A 15,147-nucleotide genomic window follows, 5' to 3' on the forward strand; every position below is an offset into this window, starting at 1 on the left:
TCCTTAATCCTTATGAATGCGGACGGTCACATTCATACCAGGTCGAATGTCGAGTGATTTTTCTTGCGAGAGTGATACTTTAACCGGAATGACTTGTGCGACTTTCGTGTAGTTCGCGTTTCCGTTTGAAGAAGGCATCATTGAGAACGTGGAAGCCGTCGTCATACCGATTTGCTCGACTTCACCAGAAAGTGTCGTGTCCGGATAGCTGTCGACATAGACATCCACTGTTTGTCCGACTTTGATTTCATCGATTTCTGTTTCTTCGATGTTCGCTGTGACCCAAAGGTCGTTTAAGTCAAAACCATAGGCGAGAGGTGTACCTGCTGCGACGAAGCCGTTCTTTGTCGCCATCGACTGAACGATCGTTGCTTTTGAGGGCATTGAAACCGAGAGATCCATCGGTTTTTGTCCGGCTTGTGCCGTCATGACGTGTCCGACTGTTGCGCCACTGGCAAGTGATTCGCCTGTTTTCGCAGACCAGTCTGTTAATTTACCAGCGCTTGGACTCGCAACTGTTATCATCTTACCGTCGATTTTCGCATTGTCTGTTTTGACATAGCTCGTTGCTTGATCGTAATAGTAGTATCCGACAACACCACCACCGATTAAAACGATGAGTGTCACGATATTGATGATCAATAATTTTTTCATACTCATGGGTGTGTTAGCATCCTTTCTTGTGTACAATCGATTCAAAAAAAGTACTCCTCTGGGGGGAGGAGTAATTAATATAGTTAATTATATGGATCGTTAGCTAACAAACAACCGACAATTTCCGACAAAATGTTGGAAAAATAGATGATAACGGATTCATTAATGAAAAGATGATGAAAAAGGAGTGAAATATGGATGAATGAGAGCCGTGATCCCCGACCAAAACGGTCACGTGACCGTATTACAATGGAATTATTTCGTTTACTGAAGACGCACAGCTTCTCGAGTATTACTGTCAAAATGCTGACGGATGGAGCGGGTGTGAATCGTTCAACCTTCTACGCACACTATACGGATAAGTATGATTTACTCGACCAAATCGTTGAGGAGCAAATGAAGGCACTTGAACAAGCGATTCGGATCACGGGTACAGGAACTGTCTTTCCGACAGTCGAGCAGGTGAGTCGCTATTTTGCTCGTTTGTTCATTCATATCGAAGAAAATGAATTATTCTATCAGACGATGCTCGTTCAAGGACCGATCAAAACGTTCATCTCTCGTTTTCTCGATACATTGAAAGAGAATTATCGAATTGTGTTTCGACCACAAATCACAGAAGAAGCTACGTTCGTCGATCGGGACTTATTATTGAACTATGTCATTGGTGGACAGTTGGGATTGTTGATTTCTTGGTTACGAAACGGTCGACCGTATTCATCAGAGTATATGGCAGAACAATTAAGTCGGATGATCGTCTTTGGAACGGTTGAAAGCATCGGTTTTCCTAAAGAGACGGAATGAAGACGTAAAAAAAGACACTCCCCTACGGAAGTGTCCAATCAGTTTAAGCTTGTCGGAATTCAAGTTCTTTCGTATAGATCGTACTCCGATTCCGTCCGCTTTCTTTTGAGTAATACAACGCTTTGTCTGCCTGTTGTAATGCTTCGAGTGACGTATGCGAACCACTGGAATGTGAAATCCCAAGTGAGATCGTGATTTGCAGATCAGGTACATCTGCTGTTGGGAACAGGTTACGTGCGACCGTCAGCCGAGCTAGTTCTGCTATTTTTTGCGCTTCTTTCGCCGAAGTACTTGGTAAGATGATTAAAAATTCTTCACCACCGTACCGTCCGACGAGGTCGTCTGGACGGGTCAAGGAAGCGAGAGTCATGCCGAGTTGGCGTAACACATCATCGCCCGCATCATGACCATATGTATCATTGACATGCTTGAAGAAATCGATATCGATGAGTACAAGCGAATAGCCTTGGTCAGTCGAACCGACAAGCGAAAGCGAGTCATCCAGACGACGACGATTGGCGAGCCCTGTCAAAGCATCCGTCATGGCGAGTTTCTGCTGATACTGGATGTTTTCGAAGTGACGGCGTAATTCCGTTAGCAATCGAAAAGCGACAAAGCCAGCTAATAAATTAAAGAAGACGTACGCAATCGAGATTTTAAAGAATGTCGACCAGCTGTGCGTCAGGACGTAGATGGCGGGTAACGAATAGAGAATACCGACCAACACCATAAGCTGAAAATGACGCATCGAGACATGGACGAATCGACGAATGATCCCGATCGTCGTGATGAACAAGACGATGATCAGTGTCGATAAATAAAAGCCTTCCATTTGATCAACTGGTGTTAAAAAGTAACGTGTCCCGATGATCATTGCACCAGCAACGATGGCGCTTGGGAAACCACCGAACAGCATGGCGATCGCGACGGGAACGATACGTAAATCCACACGGGCGACATCGATTTGGATCCCATTGAACATCAATAAAACCGCAATCAGACCAGAGACTGCTCCGAGTATAAGTCGAATGCTCCATTTGGAGTTCAATGAAATACGCGGTCGATTCCGAAACGGTAAGAACAAGAGAGTAATCGTTGTAAACAGTAGACAAAAGTTAATGATGAATTGATTCATGATGGACAACAAATCCTCCCAACTCCCCCAGCTAACAGATTTCCATATATATACTTCCAGTATACTCAAGTAGATAACGGTTAGACAGAGGGAAATCTTTAGACAAAAATAGAAAAAACGGTAGAAAATCTACCGTTTTTAAGAAGATGAAGTAAGAGTATCCTCATCCATCGTCTGTAAAATTTTATCAAAGACACGAATCATCGTTTCGAGCTCTTCTTCCGTCAATGTGCCGAAGCGATCTTGTAAATAGTTTTTCCGGACGATTTCGAGATCCCGAAATGCACGTTCTCCGTCCTCCGTCAATGCGAGGACGATTGAACGACGATCTTCCGTTGAACGTGTCCGTGTGACATATCCTTGTTTATACAGCTTATCCGTCAAAGCAGTGACTTGACTCGTCGCGAGCTCAAATTGTTCCGCAAGAAGCGTCGGGCGCTGAGGACCATTTTCAGAAAGGCTTCGTAAGATGAAAAATTCACTCCGAGTCGCGGTTCCTTCAAATAGCCGGTTAAGTTCACGTCGCAGGGTACGAAGAATGACACGCATTTGTTCTTCGAGTCGATAAGTTAGCAAATCACGTTCCTGTGGCATGCAAGCAGCATCCTTTCTCTCAGTGGACTTCTACCATTTAGTGTACTAAACATATCGGATTTTTACCATCGACTACCCGATATTCGAAAAAGGCAATTGACAATTCCGTGGCGATTTGTGTAATATGGCGTAGTAATAACTAACTTAATTCAGTTCTCACTCAACCAGTGGGATGGAGGTTGCAGTTCTTAAGAGTACGGTTACGGATGTCGTCAAGCGACAGATGAGGTGGCCTGAAAGGAAGAATTGCCGAAATCAATCATCGCTTTGAAGATGATCGATTGGGATTAGATCAAATAGGTCTAATACTGTCACAAGTCGGGTATCACCTACTTGTGGAGAGCTATCTTTCACGACGGTAGAATGAGGCGCATCCATTTTATTATGTTGCGTTCTCATCTTCCATCTGGAAGATGAGGGCGCTTTTTGTTTTTTCATTCAAAAAGTGTCCTCTCAAAAAATTTATTAAAGAGAGAAGCGAACGAAATGAACAATCTAGATGTGAAACAAACAACAGATTCGACAGCAGAAGGATTAAAACGTGGATTACAAGCCCGTCATATGTCGATGATCGCCATCGGTGGGGCAATCGGAACAGGACTCTTCATTGCGTCCGGTGCTTCCGTCGCAGCAGCAGGACCAGGTGGGGCGCTCCTATCATACGCAATCGTTGGTCTGATGGTCTATTTCCTCATGACAAGTCTTGGTGAAATGGCAGCGTATATGCCAGTCGCTGGATCCTTCTCGACATATGGAACGAAATTCGTCGATCCATCATTCGGCTTTGCCCTCGGCTGGAACTACTGGTACAACTGGGCAGTTACGATCGCAGTCGAGCTAGTCGCAGCACAAATCGTCATGACGTACTGGTTCCCGGACGTTCCTGGGTTTTACTTCAGTGCCTTGTTCCTCTTACTCATGATTGGCTTGAACTACTTCTCTGTTAAAGGATTTGGGGAAGCCGAGTATTGGTTCGCGATGATTAAAGTCATTACCGTCATCGTTTTCTTAGTCGTCGGTGTTGCGATGATTTTCGGTATCTTTACATCAGAGCCACCGGTTGGCTTTAAAAACTTTGCTCTTGGCGATGCACCGTTCGTCGGTGGGATTCCTGCCGTCATCGGTATCATTCTCGTTGCCGGATTCAGTTTCCAAGGTACAGAACTGGTCGGGATTGCCGCGGGTGAATCGGAAGATCCGAAAAAGAATGTTCCAAAAGCAGTCAAACAAGTCTTCTGGCGCATCTTGCTTTTCTACGTCTTCGCGATTTTCGTCATCGGAATGCTCATTCCGTATACGAGTCCGAACTTGGTTTCCAATGACATTACGGACGTAGCGGTTAGTCCGTTTACGCTCGTCTTTGAAAAAGCGGGTCTTGCCTTCTCAGCAGCACTCATGAACGCCGTTATCTTGACGTCTGTTCTATCTGCCGGCAACTCAGGTATGTATGCTTCGACTCGGATGCTTTATACGCTTGCTCGCCAAGGGGATGCACCAAAGTTGTTCGCGAAAGTATCGAAAAACGGTGTACCGCGTAACGCCTTGCTCGCAACAGGAGCAATCGGTGCACTCTGTTTCTTGACGTCGATGTTTGGTGGACAAGTCTACTTGTGGTTACTCAATGCTTCGGGGATGACTGGATTCATCGCATGGCTCGGGATCGCGATCAGTCACTATCGTTTCCGTAAAGGGTTCCTTGCACAAGGTCACTCGTTGAAAGACTTACCATATGTTGCACCAGCGTTCCCATTCGGTCCGCTGTTCGCATTCGGTCTTTGTTTCCTTGTCATCATCGGTCAAAACTATGCCGCATTCCTCGCAGATCAAATTGATTGGGTCGGAATTGCCGCAACGTATGTTGGTATTCCATTATTCCTTGCCTTCTGGTTAGGACATAAATTCAAAAACCGGACGTCAATCGTTCGTTATGACGAGATGGACTTCCCGGAACATCCACGTCAATCATAATATGTGAACCACCTTCTAGAATGAAGGTGGTTTTTTATTCTCTTAAATGAAAACGTTTTCTAAAATATAGTTTTGAAAAAGTATAAAAAAGGAATCAATGAATACATATTCAAAAATAGAAAATATGAATAAAGAATAGGGGGGAGACGCATGACTACATCTGATTTATTTTTTACATTAGGTTCTGCAGCGTTTTTCATGTTGCTCGTTGCCTACATATCCTACCGATTGACGCGTGGGAAAACACAAGGCGTCGATGAATACTTCTTAGCAGGTCGAGGGCTAAGTGGCGTTTTCATTGCCGGATCACTACTACTGACGAATTTGTCGGCAGAACAGTTGATTGGACTAAACGGACAATCTTTCATGGGAAACATGTCGAGTATGGCGTGGGAAGTCACGGCGGGATTTGCTGCGATCATCATGGCCATCTATCTGCTTCCGAAATTTCTCGGGCTTGGGATCTCGACATTACCGGAATACTTAAGTCACCGGTATGACGAGACGGTTCGTCGGATGACAGTCTTACTCTTTTTGCTCGGATATATGTGCGTCACGATTCCTTCGATGCTTTATTCAGGTGGGATTGCTGTCTTGCAGCTATTCGATGTTCCGGAACTCTTTGGTCTCAGTTATACGCAATCCCTTTGGTTAGTCGTCTGGGTCGTCGGGATCATCGGAGCAATTTATGCGATTTTTGGAGGGCTACGTGCGGTGGCTGTCTCGGATACCTTGAACGGGATCGGGCTTGTCTTCGTCGGATTCTTAGTTCCGGTGCTTGGCTTTATTGCACTGGGTGACGGGAATTTACTTCAAGGGATGAAGACGATTGCGACTGTGCAACCGGAGAAGCTGAACGCAATCGGAAGCTCAACCGATGCCGTTCCGTTCTTCTCGATTTTCACGGGTATCCTATTTGCGAACTTATTTTATTGGTCACTCAATCAATATGTCATTCAACGTGTGCTCGGGGCAAAAGATTTGAAGGAAGGACAGAAGGGCGTCCTCATGACAGGATTCTTGAAGTTATTAGTTCCGATCTTCATGCTGATTCCTGGGATCATTGCCTATCACTTGTATGGGAACACACTAACGAGCGGTGATTTATCATATCCTCGACTCATTACGGAGTTACTGCCTGTCTCGCTGATGGGATTTTTCTTAGCTGTCTTACTCGGAGCCGTCTTTAGTTCGTTTAACTCGTTGCTAAATAGTATTGCGACACTTTTCGTCCTCGATATCTATCAGCCGGTGTTTGCGAAAGAGGCGAGTGATGAACATTTGATTCGTGTCAGTAAATGGTTCGGAACGATCGTTGCCTTAATCTCTTTCGTTATCGCTCCATTCTTGATGTACGCGCCGGACGGCTTATGGAGTTTGATCCGGCAATTCACAGGATTTTTCAATATTCCGATTCTCGTCATCGTATTAATGGGGATTTTCATGAAACGAATTCCGGCAATTGCAGCGAAAATCGTCATTGTCTTTCACGTATTCGCGTATTACTTATTCGTCTTCGGTTTTAAACAACTGTTCGGCTGGGATCATGGCATTAGCTACATTCATGGGTACGGTATTCTACTTGTGATTGAAGTGCTGTTCATGGTATTCATGGGGTATCGTTACCCGGCCGTCCAGTCAAGAAAAATCAATCGACGACAATCTGTCGAGCTCACTCCATGGAAATTTGCGATTCCAGTCTCGATCTTATTATGTACATCCATCATTTGGACGTACGTCTTGTTTTCAAAAATCGGACTGGCTTCGACAGCAGGAATCGTATCGATTTGGTTCTGGCCGGTCACGTTAGGACTTGTCATTGCAACGATCGCATTATGGCGTGTGTCGCTAAACGCTTGGGAAGCGAAGTACCGGACCTATCTCGAAGAAGAGTACCGTCAAGCCGAATAATCCTCTCGCAGAAGGCATGACATATCGGGTAAGATGAAAGAAAAACAGGAGGCGATCTTCGTGAATTACTGGTACCACTTCAAGCGTGCCTTCTTACCGATCGCATTATTGCTTGTGACGCTTGCCTTGTACCAAATGATTTATCGTTTGAATAACATCTGGTATTCGCTTGGAGGACTTCTTCTTGTCTTTGCAGCGATTTACTTCGTCATGCGTCGTCTAAAAGCGAATCCAGAGGATTGAATGAGCAGGAAAGTCGAGTCCATTCTCTGAACGCGGTAAAATAGACACATACAGAGGAGGGGAAGATAGATGGCAAAAGCAATATTTGCAGGTGGTTGTTTCTGGTGCATGGTCAAGCCATTCCATAAATATGATGGTGTAGAGCAGGTCATTTCAGGATATACCGGTGGTCATACAGAGAACCCGACTTATAAAGAGGTCTGTTCGGAAACGACAGGTCACTTGGAGGCGGTTGAAGTCACGTACGATCCGTCCGTCATTACGTACGAAGAATTACTCGAGATCTTCTGGCGTCAAATCGACCCGACAGATGGTGGAGGTCAATTCAATGACCGTGGTGAATCGTACCAACCGGCTATCTTTTATGTCGATGAAGCACAGCGTGAAGCAGCTGAACGTTCGAAAGCAGCGCTTGACGCATCAGGACGCTTCTCGCGTCCGATCGCGGTAGAGATTCGTCCAGAAAAGCCGTTTTGGCCAGCCGAAGAATATCACCAAGATTATTATAAAAAGAATCCGTTCCGTTATCAGATGTATAGTGTCGGCTCAGGTCGCGCGAAATTCATCAAGGAAGCGTGGAAGGACCACGGTAAGGAAAAAGAACTGAAAGAGCGTCTGACACCAATTCAGTATAAAGTCACACAAGAGAACGGGACAGAACCCGCTTTCCGTAACGAATACTGGGATGAAGAACGTCCAGGACTGTACGTCGATATCGTCGATGGTACACCACTCTTCACATCAAAAGATAAATTCCAGTCAAACTGTGGTTGGCCGAGTTTCGCTAAACCGATCTCAGAAGACAAGATGGAAGTCGAACTCGATACGAGTCACGGGATGACGCGGACGGAAGTGCGTTCTGCGAATGCGGATAGTCACCTCGGTCATATCTTCGATGATGGTCCGACAGAACTTGGTGGTCTTCGCTATTGTATCAACTCAGCAGCATTACGATTTATTCCGCTTGAAGAGCTTGATTCGGCAGGATATGGGGAATATAAAAAACATTTCGAGTAACACGTAAGGAGCAGTCAAACGATTTCGTTTTGACTGCTCTTTTTTCAAATGGGAGGGAGAGAATCGAATGTTTCGACCCGTATATGAAGAGATTCGACAAATGACGATTGCGAAGGTGCTTGATTTCTACGATCACGAAATCCGTCAGCTCGATGAGCAAGCACGTCAGGAAAAGTACGACAAGATGAGCTTGAGTCCGTTTCGCTTTTTCCGTGGGAGTTCGCATCTGTTTTATTATGACGTGACGCGAATCCCCCTTGGTTTTGATACGCCTCGTGATAAACCGACGTGGATTCAGGGAGATCTTCATTTTGAAAACTTCGGTGTCCATGGCAATGCGAAGGGAGAGATCATCTACGACGTCAATGACTTTGATGAAGGGTACTTAGGATCTTATCTATACGATTTGATTCGCATGGCGGTCTCCGTCCGGTTGTTCGCTGAAGAGGCAGGATACGATCCGGCTCCTGCGATTCGAAATTATGTCCTGGAATACTTACACGATTTAAAAAAGTACGCTCTCGGAAAAGATCCGAGTGATGTCTGCTTTACGCGGGATAATACGAAAGGACCAATCAAGAAGTTGATCAAAAAAGCAGAAAAGAAACGTGAGGAATTAATGGGAGAGCGGACGAAACTGGTGGGTGGCGTGAGACGTTTTTGTACATTACCGGATATGCAAGCGATAGATGATCCGACGCGAATAGCGATTGAGTCTGCTTGGTCCTCCTATATCGAGACGATTGACGCAGAGGATCGTCGTGACGAAGCGTTCTATACAATCAAGGATATCGTCCGGAAACTAGACAGTGGAACGGCATCGATTGGTCTTGAACGCTATTACATCTTGATTGAGGGGGAGGGAGGGGAAGAAGATTTGATTCTAGAGATGAAACAAGCTCAGACTTCTGTCCCTTCGTTGTTCCTTCCCGTCTATCGTCCAGAAGCAGAAACAGTTCATCAAGGACGCCGGATCATCACGTCCCAAAAAGCGATGCAGGCACATGAGGATCCATATCTTGGCTACCTGACGATTGGGAAAAAGGAATATTATGTACGTGAGCGCTCGCCATATAAGAAAAAACTAAAAGCAAAGCATATCAAAAGTCAGGAAGACCTTGAGAACGTGTTGTGTATTCAAGGTCAAATTACCGCGAAAATCCATGCGCGGGCAGATCAGGACGCCGGGATTAAAGAAAAAATTTTGACACATCATGCGGATGTTGAAATCATCCAAGCCATTGGTGTTTCGGACACTGCTTTTTTAGAGCAAATCGAGCGTTGGTCAGAAGCCTACGTGACACGAACAAAGCTGGATTACCAAGTGTTTTTAGAGTGGATGAAGACCCGAAAAACAATTTGAAAATTTAACAAACTAAGGCTCGTTAGATGGGTGTGTAACATGTGTTACATATCCATCTTTTTTGTACAGATTTTTTTGTTTAACGAATGAAAGCGTTCAACAAAATAGAAATAGGTATAATGACCTATATCAATTTATCAGAAAACTTCGTAAATTTTTGATTAAGTTCTTACGGACGACTCGCTCCGTAGGACAAATCAAAAGAGACATAGGGGGAAGTACATCATGAGCTTGACGCGGAAAAAAGATGTTTCCGCTATGATTGCTGCAAGTAAACGAAACAGTGGACTTGCTCGAAATCTTGGCGCGATGGATTTAACGTTTTTAGGAATTGGCGCCATCATCGGAACCGGAATCTTCGTTTTGACAGGAACAGGAGCATTGACTGCAGGACCAGGACTTATCGTATCATTCATTCTATCTGCCATCGCCTGTGGTCTAGCTGCTCTTGCTTACGCTGAATTCGCATCAACGATTCCGGTCAGTGGATCCGTCTATACGTACACGTACGCAACGATGGGAGAGATCTTCGCTTGGATCATCGGTTGGAACTTGATCCTCGAATATGGACTCGCCTCCAGTGCCGTTGCAGCCGGTTGGTCTGGGTACTTCCAGTCCTTACTTGCAGGATTCAACATCCATGTGCCAACAGCCTTATCAGCAGCTCCTGGAGCAGTCGAAGGAGCCAAGACATACTTCAACCTTCCAGCATTCTTAATCCTCTTTGCCATTACGGCATTGTTGTCGATGGGAATCAAGGAAACGAAACGTGTCAACAACATCATGGTCGTCATCAAGGTCGCAGTCGTCATTCTCTTCATCGTTGTTGGTGTCGGCTACGTTGAGCCATCGAACTGGACACCGTTCACACCATTTGGTTGGGGAGGCGTCTTCTCGGGTGCCGCAATCGTCTTCTTCGCGTACATCGGCTTTGATGCCGTCACATCAGCAGCTGAAGAAGTCCGCGATCCGCAAAAAAACTTGCCACGCGGGATCATCGGTTCACTCGCTGTTTGTACAGTCCTTTACGTCATCGTCGCAGCCATCATGACGGGTATCGTACCGTACCAACAGTTCGCTGGTGTCGATCATCCAGTCTCACTTGCGATTCAAATGGCCGGTCAAAGCTGGGTAGCTGGATTCATCGATCTCGGTGCGATCCTCGGAATCACAACAGTCATTCTCGTCATGACTTACGGAATGGTGCGTCTTGCGTTCGCCATCTCGCGTGACGGAATGTTCCCGAAAGTGTTCTCTGAAGTGCATCCGAAGTACCAAACACCATTCAAGGCGACTTGGATGATCGGACTGGGTAGCTCACTCGTTGCTGGATTCGTTCCGCTCGATGTCATCGCAAACCTCGTCAACATGGGTACACTCGCAGCATTCGTCTTGATCTCTGTTGCTGTCTTGATTCTTCGCAAGACACAGCCAGATCTTCCGCGTGCTTTCAAATGTCCGGGTATGCCATACGTGCCAATCGCAGCAATCGCTGCATGTCTTTTCTTGATGTTCAACTTGAAACTCGAGACATGGATTGCTTTTGGAATCTGGCTTGCTATCGGTTTAGTTCTTTACTTTACGTTTGCACGTAAGAGTTCGAATTTACACCCAGGCAACATGCCAGCAGCGGAACTCGCTGCTTCGAAAGAAGAACAGTAACACACAAGAAGACCCGATCGCCTGAAGGCGATCGGGTCTTTTGATGTTAGGAAAGTGGAACAGATCCTTTGACGCGGACCGCATCAAATTCACGACGAATACTTTCATTGGCTCTCGCTTCATCTTCTGCCGACCAGCCGAGTTCGCTACGCATCAAGGCGAGAACACCATCTGCGTACTGTTCAGCGTGAGGGAAATCAAAGAAGACGGCCGAAGCACGACGGTTCAAGAAGTCGCCAGGTTGCATGACGAGCTCAGCTTCTAATCCATATAGAAGGGCGCCGAACCAGTGTAACGGTAATTGATAACGAGCCGCCTCGTCACCACGTGTCCGAATCAACTCGTAGACACGTTCGACGTTCGTACCGTAACGTTGGATGAGCCATGTCGCCTCATTCGGTGACAATCCGAGTGCTTCTCCTTTTGGTTGTTGTTCCTTCAAGTAGCGGGCAAATCCTTTACTTCCTTGTGGATGACCACCACCAAGCAAGATATCGTGCGTACGGGAAGCGAGGTAAATCCGATTTTCTTCTGTCTTGAATTGGTCTGCGACCATATCGATGATGCGTTCTGCCATCTTCCGGTACCCGGTCAACTTCCCACCAGCAATTGACATCAGCCCGGATTTCGAGACGAAGATCTCATCTTTTCGGGACAGTTCACTTGGGTCCTTTCCATCTTCATGAATGAGTGGACGCAATCCGGACCATGTCGATTCGACGTGTTCAGGTCGTAACTCGACGTTGAACATTTGATTTGTCGCCTCTAGGATATAGTCCTGATCCTCAACGGTGACACCCGGTTCAAGAATATCTCCTTTATAGTTCGTGTCAGTCGTTCCGACATAGGTTTTCCCTTCGCGTGGAATCGCAAAGATCATCCGACCATCTGGAACGTCGAAATAAACAGCCTGTTGGAGTGGGAAATGCGCTTGATCGATGACGAGATGAATCCCTTTCGTCAGGTGGAGCGATTTTCCAGCTTTCGAACCATCTTTTTCACGTAGTTCGTCGACCCACGGACCGGTTGCATTGATGATTTTCTTCGCCCGAATCGTATACGTTTTGTCACTTAAGACGTCACGGACTTCGACACCGACAACTTTTCCATTGTAGTAGACGAGCGATTCAGCCTTCGTATAGTTGACGGCACGTCCACCGTAACCAACGGCTGCCTTTAAGACTTCGACTGTCAATCGGGCATCATCCGTTTTATATTCGACATAACGACCACCACCGACTAAGTGTTCCGAACGTAATAGTGGCTCGTAACGTAATGTTTCTTCTTTACTGAGCATCGTCCGGCGTTCATGGCGTTTGACGCCTGCGAGCTGGTCATAGACGCGTAAGCCGATCGATGTCGAGAAGCTGCCGAACGTTCCGCCTTCGACGAGTGGAAGCATCATCCACTCCGGCGTCGTCACGTGTGGGGCGTTCTCATACACGATGGCACGTTCTTTTCCGACTTCGGCAACAAGTTTGATTTCGAACTGCTTTAGATAACGCAATCCACCATGGACGAGTTTCGTCGATCGGCTCGATGTCCCTTCGGCGAAGTCCTGCATCTCAATCAATCCTGTCCGCATGCCTCGACTTTGTGCGTCAAGCAAAATACCGGCTCCCGTGATACCGCCCCCGATGACGAGTACGTCTAAAAGTTCTTGTCCCATTTCTTCTAACCAAGCTGTCCGTTCCGTACTTGAAAACATCTTGTCTTCCCCCTGTTCGTCTGAATGGATAGTTAGTCTACTTCTATCCATGTACCCGATTTTGCACTTTTTTGAGCACGATCAATGATTTTCATGACGAGTTCAGCCTGTTTCGGAGAGACAGGTGGGGTTGTTCGCTGTCGAATGGCTGGGGCGAGGTCTGTATAATAATCCCCAAATTGCCCGGAGACAAAAGGAAAGTCTTCAAGGGGACCGTTTGCTTCAGCCAATTGATACGTCGCGCGTTTCGTATCGACTTCATCGACGAAATAGCTAGCCTTTGTCCCATGTACCATAAGCGAAGGACCAACAGCCGGAACGATGGAACCGATGTGCAAAATAGCGCGTCGTGTACCGAATGCTAAAATCAGATGTGTATAGTCATCAACGATCCCGCCTTGCCGTTGGATCGTTTGGTCACAAAAGACGCGATCCGGAATTTCATCGAAGGCGACGAGTGCTTGATCGATCAAGTGTGATCCAAGATCGTACAAGAGACCAGCACCGGGTACGTCCTGTTCGCGCCAACGATTTTCAACGTCTGGACGATAGCGATCATAATGCGCTTCGAACGTTTGTATCGTGCCGAGACGTCCGGATTCGAGTAAGGTCATCAGCGTTCGAAAGTCCTTCGTATACCGACGATTATGATAAACTGTCAGTAACCGATCGTGTACACGTGCTAGTTCTGTCAACGTTTCGGCTTCTTCGAGCGTGACAGTGAACGGTTTCTCGACGAGTACATCACAGCCCGATAGCAAAGCGAGACGCGCAAGTGGATAATGTCGTTCATTTGCTGTCGCGATGACGATTAAATCGATTCGTTCTTTAGCGAGCAGGGCTTCAAGTGTCGAATAAACAGGTAGCGTCGCGTCATAAGCAGCGACTGCTTCCGGACGACTCGACTGAACAGCGACTAACTGATAATCAGGTGCGTGTAAATAAGGAGCATGTAAATGTTCACCGGCAATACCAAAACCAACTAAAGCGGTACGAATCATGGAAAACACATCCTTTTCAAGTTCATACCCTCAATCTACCATAAGGAGGAATACAAGATGATTACGGAACAACACATTATCGAAAAGATGCGTCAAGCGATGCAACGCATTGAGCAAACGACAGGAGCCGCGCAGAAAGAGCAGATTGCAGCAATGAAAACGTACTGTGAACTATTACTTGAATCTGAGGCGACATCAAGTTCAACGATATCGTTACCTACGTCAACACCTCAGGCAACACCAACAGTCGATCCGATGTTAGCGCGTTTCATGGGTGTTTCGCAGGAGAAAGAAGAAAAAGGCACTTCATTGCTCGATTTTTGAATGAAATGACGCGATTCAGGGAATAACCATCACAGTTGAAATGAGAAGGGGAGATACGTCATGAAAACAGTAATCGTCATCGGAGCAGGACCAGGAAACGGATATGAAATCAGTAAACGATTTGGACAAGAAGGCTTTCAAGTCGTTTGTGCGGCGCGGACGCAAGAAACACTTGCAGCCGTTATCACGGAACTAAAAGAAGCGGGCGTGGAAGCGGTCGGAGTGGAATGTGATGCTTCACGAAAAGCTGATATCGCATCCCTCATCGAATGGACAGAGGAGCAATACGGGCAAGTCGATGTCTTAGTCTACAATGCTTCGATTTTACATCAAGCGTCTGTCCTCGAAGTCTCGGCAGAACAGATTACGAAAGAGTTCGAAATCGACGTGCTCGGTGCACTGCATGCCGCACAACTCGTTGCTCCGTCGATGCAAGAACGGAAAGACGGCGCTATCCTGATTACTGGAGGCGGCGCTGCGATGCAAGCAATCAAATCGTTACCAGGGCTTTCAATCGGGAAGGCAGGCGTTCGCCAAGTGACGCATATGTTACACGATACGTTGAAGGAAGACGGTGTCTACGTCGGAACCGTCACGATTGCCGGGGAAGTGAAGCGTGGAACGGCACTTGATCCGAAAAATGTAGCGGAAGCGTTCTATCAACTTTATACGAACCGAAATGAAGTCGAAACGGTTCTTTCAGCAGACTAACGAATAAACAAGATAGCGTATGCGGGTTCGGGCTTTGACCGAATCCGTATTT

The 15,147-nt window shown here is 46.4% G+C and carries 14 protein-coding genes and 1 riboswitch; of the genes, 9 read left to right on the forward strand and 5 right to left on the reverse strand.

The genetic code is table 11. From position 1 onward, the window contains the following. Positions 1-3: 3 nt before the first annotated feature. A complete protein-coding gene (locus tag KNQ08_RS11910; RefSeq protein ID WP_214805850.1) occupies positions 4-660 on the reverse strand; it encodes an HlyD family secretion protein in 657 nt (218 codons plus the stop codon). Between the two features lie 192 nt (positions 661-852). Here KNQ08_RS11910 and KNQ08_RS11915 point away from each other — a divergent pair, with 192 nt between their 5' ends. Further along, positions 853-1,458: a TetR/AcrR family transcriptional regulator gene (locus tag KNQ08_RS11915; RefSeq protein WP_023466731.1), complete on the forward strand. Its 606-nt coding sequence runs from the start codon at positions 853-855 to the stop codon at positions 1,456-1,458. A 43-nt stretch (positions 1,459-1,501) separates the two neighbouring features. On the opposite strand, the gene KNQ08_RS11920 is transcribed toward KNQ08_RS11915, so the two are convergent. Together KNQ08_RS11920 and KNQ08_RS11925 are read right to left on the reverse strand one after the other, a co-directional pair. Next, positions 1,502-2,593 (reverse strand): diguanylate cyclase, encoded by a 1,092-nt coding sequence (locus KNQ08_RS11920; RefSeq protein WP_251133703.1) that lies wholly within the window; start codon positions 2,591-2,593, stop codon positions 1,502-1,504. 138 nt (positions 2,594-2,731) lie between these two features. Continuing rightward, entirely contained in the window at positions 2,732-3,187 is a 456-nt protein-coding gene (locus KNQ08_RS11925; RefSeq protein ID WP_023466733.1) for a MarR family winged helix-turn-helix transcriptional regulator, read from the reverse strand. 165 nt (positions 3,188-3,352) lie between these two features. Further along, positions 3,353-3,541, forward strand: a riboswitch (Lysine riboswitch). A 132-nt stretch (positions 3,542-3,673) separates the two neighbouring features. On the opposite strand from KNQ08_RS11925, the gene KNQ08_RS11930 reads away from it, so the two are divergent. The 6 genes from KNQ08_RS11930 to bcaP all read left to right on the forward strand — a co-directional run bounded on the left by KNQ08_RS11930 (position 3,674) and on the right by bcaP (position 11,351). Then, positions 3,674-5,155 carry an amino acid permease gene (locus KNQ08_RS11930; protein WP_214805854.1) on the forward strand — a complete coding sequence of 494 codons (1,482 nt, stop codon included), beginning with the start codon at positions 3,674-3,676 and terminating at the stop codon, positions 5,153-5,155. A gap of 150 nt (positions 5,156-5,305) precedes the next feature. After that, the gene (locus KNQ08_RS11935) at positions 5,306-7,066 is read left to right on the forward strand and encodes a solute:sodium symporter family transporter (protein WP_214772001.1); all 1,761 of its coding nucleotides are present in this window, start codon (positions 5,306-5,308) and stop codon (positions 7,064-7,066) included. A gap of 60 nt (positions 7,067-7,126) precedes the next feature. After that, positions 7,127-7,309 carry a hypothetical protein gene (locus KNQ08_RS11940; RefSeq protein ID WP_035399267.1) on the forward strand — a complete coding sequence of 61 codons (183 nt, stop codon included), beginning with the start codon at positions 7,127-7,129 and terminating at the stop codon, positions 7,307-7,309. A 69-nt stretch (positions 7,310-7,378) separates the two neighbouring features. After that, on the forward strand, positions 7,379-8,326 hold the full coding sequence (gene msrA, locus KNQ08_RS11945; RefSeq protein ID WP_214772003.1) for a peptide-methionine (S)-S-oxide reductase MsrA: 948 nt from the start codon (positions 7,379-7,381) through the stop codon (positions 8,324-8,326). A gap of 67 nt (positions 8,327-8,393) precedes the next feature. Further along, entirely contained in the window at positions 8,394-9,689 is a 1,296-nt protein-coding gene (locus tag KNQ08_RS11950; RefSeq protein ID WP_214772005.1) for a DUF2252 domain-containing protein, read from the forward strand. A gap of 225 nt (positions 9,690-9,914) precedes the next feature. Further along, a complete protein-coding gene (gene bcaP / locus KNQ08_RS11955) occupies positions 9,915-11,351 on the forward strand; it encodes a branched-chain amino acid transporter BcaP (protein WP_047391976.1) in 1,437 nt (478 codons plus the stop codon). A gap of 46 nt (positions 11,352-11,397) precedes the next feature. Here the strand turns inward: bcaP and KNQ08_RS11960 are convergent, their stop codons facing one another. Further along, positions 11,398-13,059, reverse strand: coding sequence for a glycerol-3-phosphate dehydrogenase/oxidase (locus KNQ08_RS11960; RefSeq protein WP_214805857.1), 1,662 nt, complete (start codon positions 13,057-13,059; stop codon positions 11,398-11,400). A 32-nt stretch (positions 13,060-13,091) separates the two neighbouring features. Next, positions 13,092-14,060 (reverse strand): Gfo/Idh/MocA family oxidoreductase, encoded by a 969-nt coding sequence (locus KNQ08_RS11965; RefSeq protein ID WP_214805860.1) that lies wholly within the window; start codon positions 14,058-14,060, stop codon positions 13,092-13,094. A gap of 57 nt (positions 14,061-14,117) precedes the next feature. Between KNQ08_RS11965 and KNQ08_RS11970 the strand changes: the two genes are divergently transcribed. Continuing rightward, positions 14,118-14,384 (forward strand): DUF5327 family protein, encoded by a 267-nt coding sequence (locus KNQ08_RS11970; protein ID WP_050677319.1) that lies wholly within the window; start codon positions 14,118-14,120, stop codon positions 14,382-14,384. 60 nt (positions 14,385-14,444) lie between these two features. Next, positions 14,445-15,095 carry an SDR family NAD(P)-dependent oxidoreductase gene (locus KNQ08_RS11975; protein ID WP_029343173.1) on the forward strand — a complete coding sequence of 217 codons (651 nt, stop codon included), beginning with the start codon at positions 14,445-14,447 and terminating at the stop codon, positions 15,093-15,095. The last annotated feature ends 52 nt before the right edge of the window (positions 15,096-15,147 follow it).

This window comes from Exiguobacterium sp. s46, assembly GCF_018618875.1.
GTDB lineage: Bacteria > Bacillota > Bacilli > Exiguobacteriales > Exiguobacteriaceae > Exiguobacterium_A > Exiguobacterium_A abrahamii.

Excerpts from the sequence above, each read along its gene's own strand:
- KNQ08_RS11960 (WP_214805857.1), bottom strand. The coding sequence starts at position 13,059 with ATGTTTTCAAGTACGGAACGGACAGCTTGGTTAGAAGAAATGGGACAA.
- KNQ08_RS11970 (WP_050677319.1), top strand. The coding sequence starts at position 14,118 with ATGATTACGGAACAACACATTATCGAAAAGATGCGTCAAGCGATGCAA.
- KNQ08_RS11950 (WP_214772005.1), top strand. The coding sequence starts at position 8,394 with ATGTTTCGACCCGTATATGAAGAGATTCGACAAATGACGATTGCGAAG.
- msrA (WP_214772003.1), top strand. The coding sequence starts at position 7,379 with ATGGCAAAAGCAATATTTGCAGGTGGTTGTTTCTGGTGCATGGTCAAG.
- KNQ08_RS11910 (WP_214805850.1), bottom strand. The coding sequence starts at position 660 with ATGAGTATGAAAAAATTATTGATCATCAATATCGTGACACTCATCGTT.
- KNQ08_RS11975 (WP_029343173.1), top strand. The coding sequence starts at position 14,445 with ATGAAAACAGTAATCGTCATCGGAGCAGGACCAGGAAACGGATATGAA.
- bcaP (WP_047391976.1), top strand. The coding sequence starts at position 9,915 with ATGAGCTTGACGCGGAAAAAAGATGTTTCCGCTATGATTGCTGCAAGT.
- KNQ08_RS11965 (WP_214805860.1), bottom strand. The coding sequence starts at position 14,060 with ATGATTCGTACCGCTTTAGTTGGTTTTGGTATTGCCGGTGAACATTTA.
- KNQ08_RS11925 (WP_023466733.1), bottom strand. The coding sequence starts at position 3,187 with ATGCCACAGGAACGTGATTTGCTAACTTATCGACTCGAAGAACAAATG.
- KNQ08_RS11920 (WP_251133703.1), bottom strand. The coding sequence starts at position 2,593 with ATGAATCAATTCATCATTAACTTTTGTCTACTGTTTACAACGATTACT.
- KNQ08_RS11935 (WP_214772001.1), top strand. The coding sequence starts at position 5,306 with ATGACTACATCTGATTTATTTTTTACATTAGGTTCTGCAGCGTTTTTC.
- KNQ08_RS11930 (WP_214805854.1), top strand. The coding sequence starts at position 3,674 with ATGAACAATCTAGATGTGAAACAAACAACAGATTCGACAGCAGAAGGA.
- KNQ08_RS11915 (WP_023466731.1), top strand. The coding sequence starts at position 853 with ATGAATGAGAGCCGTGATCCCCGACCAAAACGGTCACGTGACCGTATT.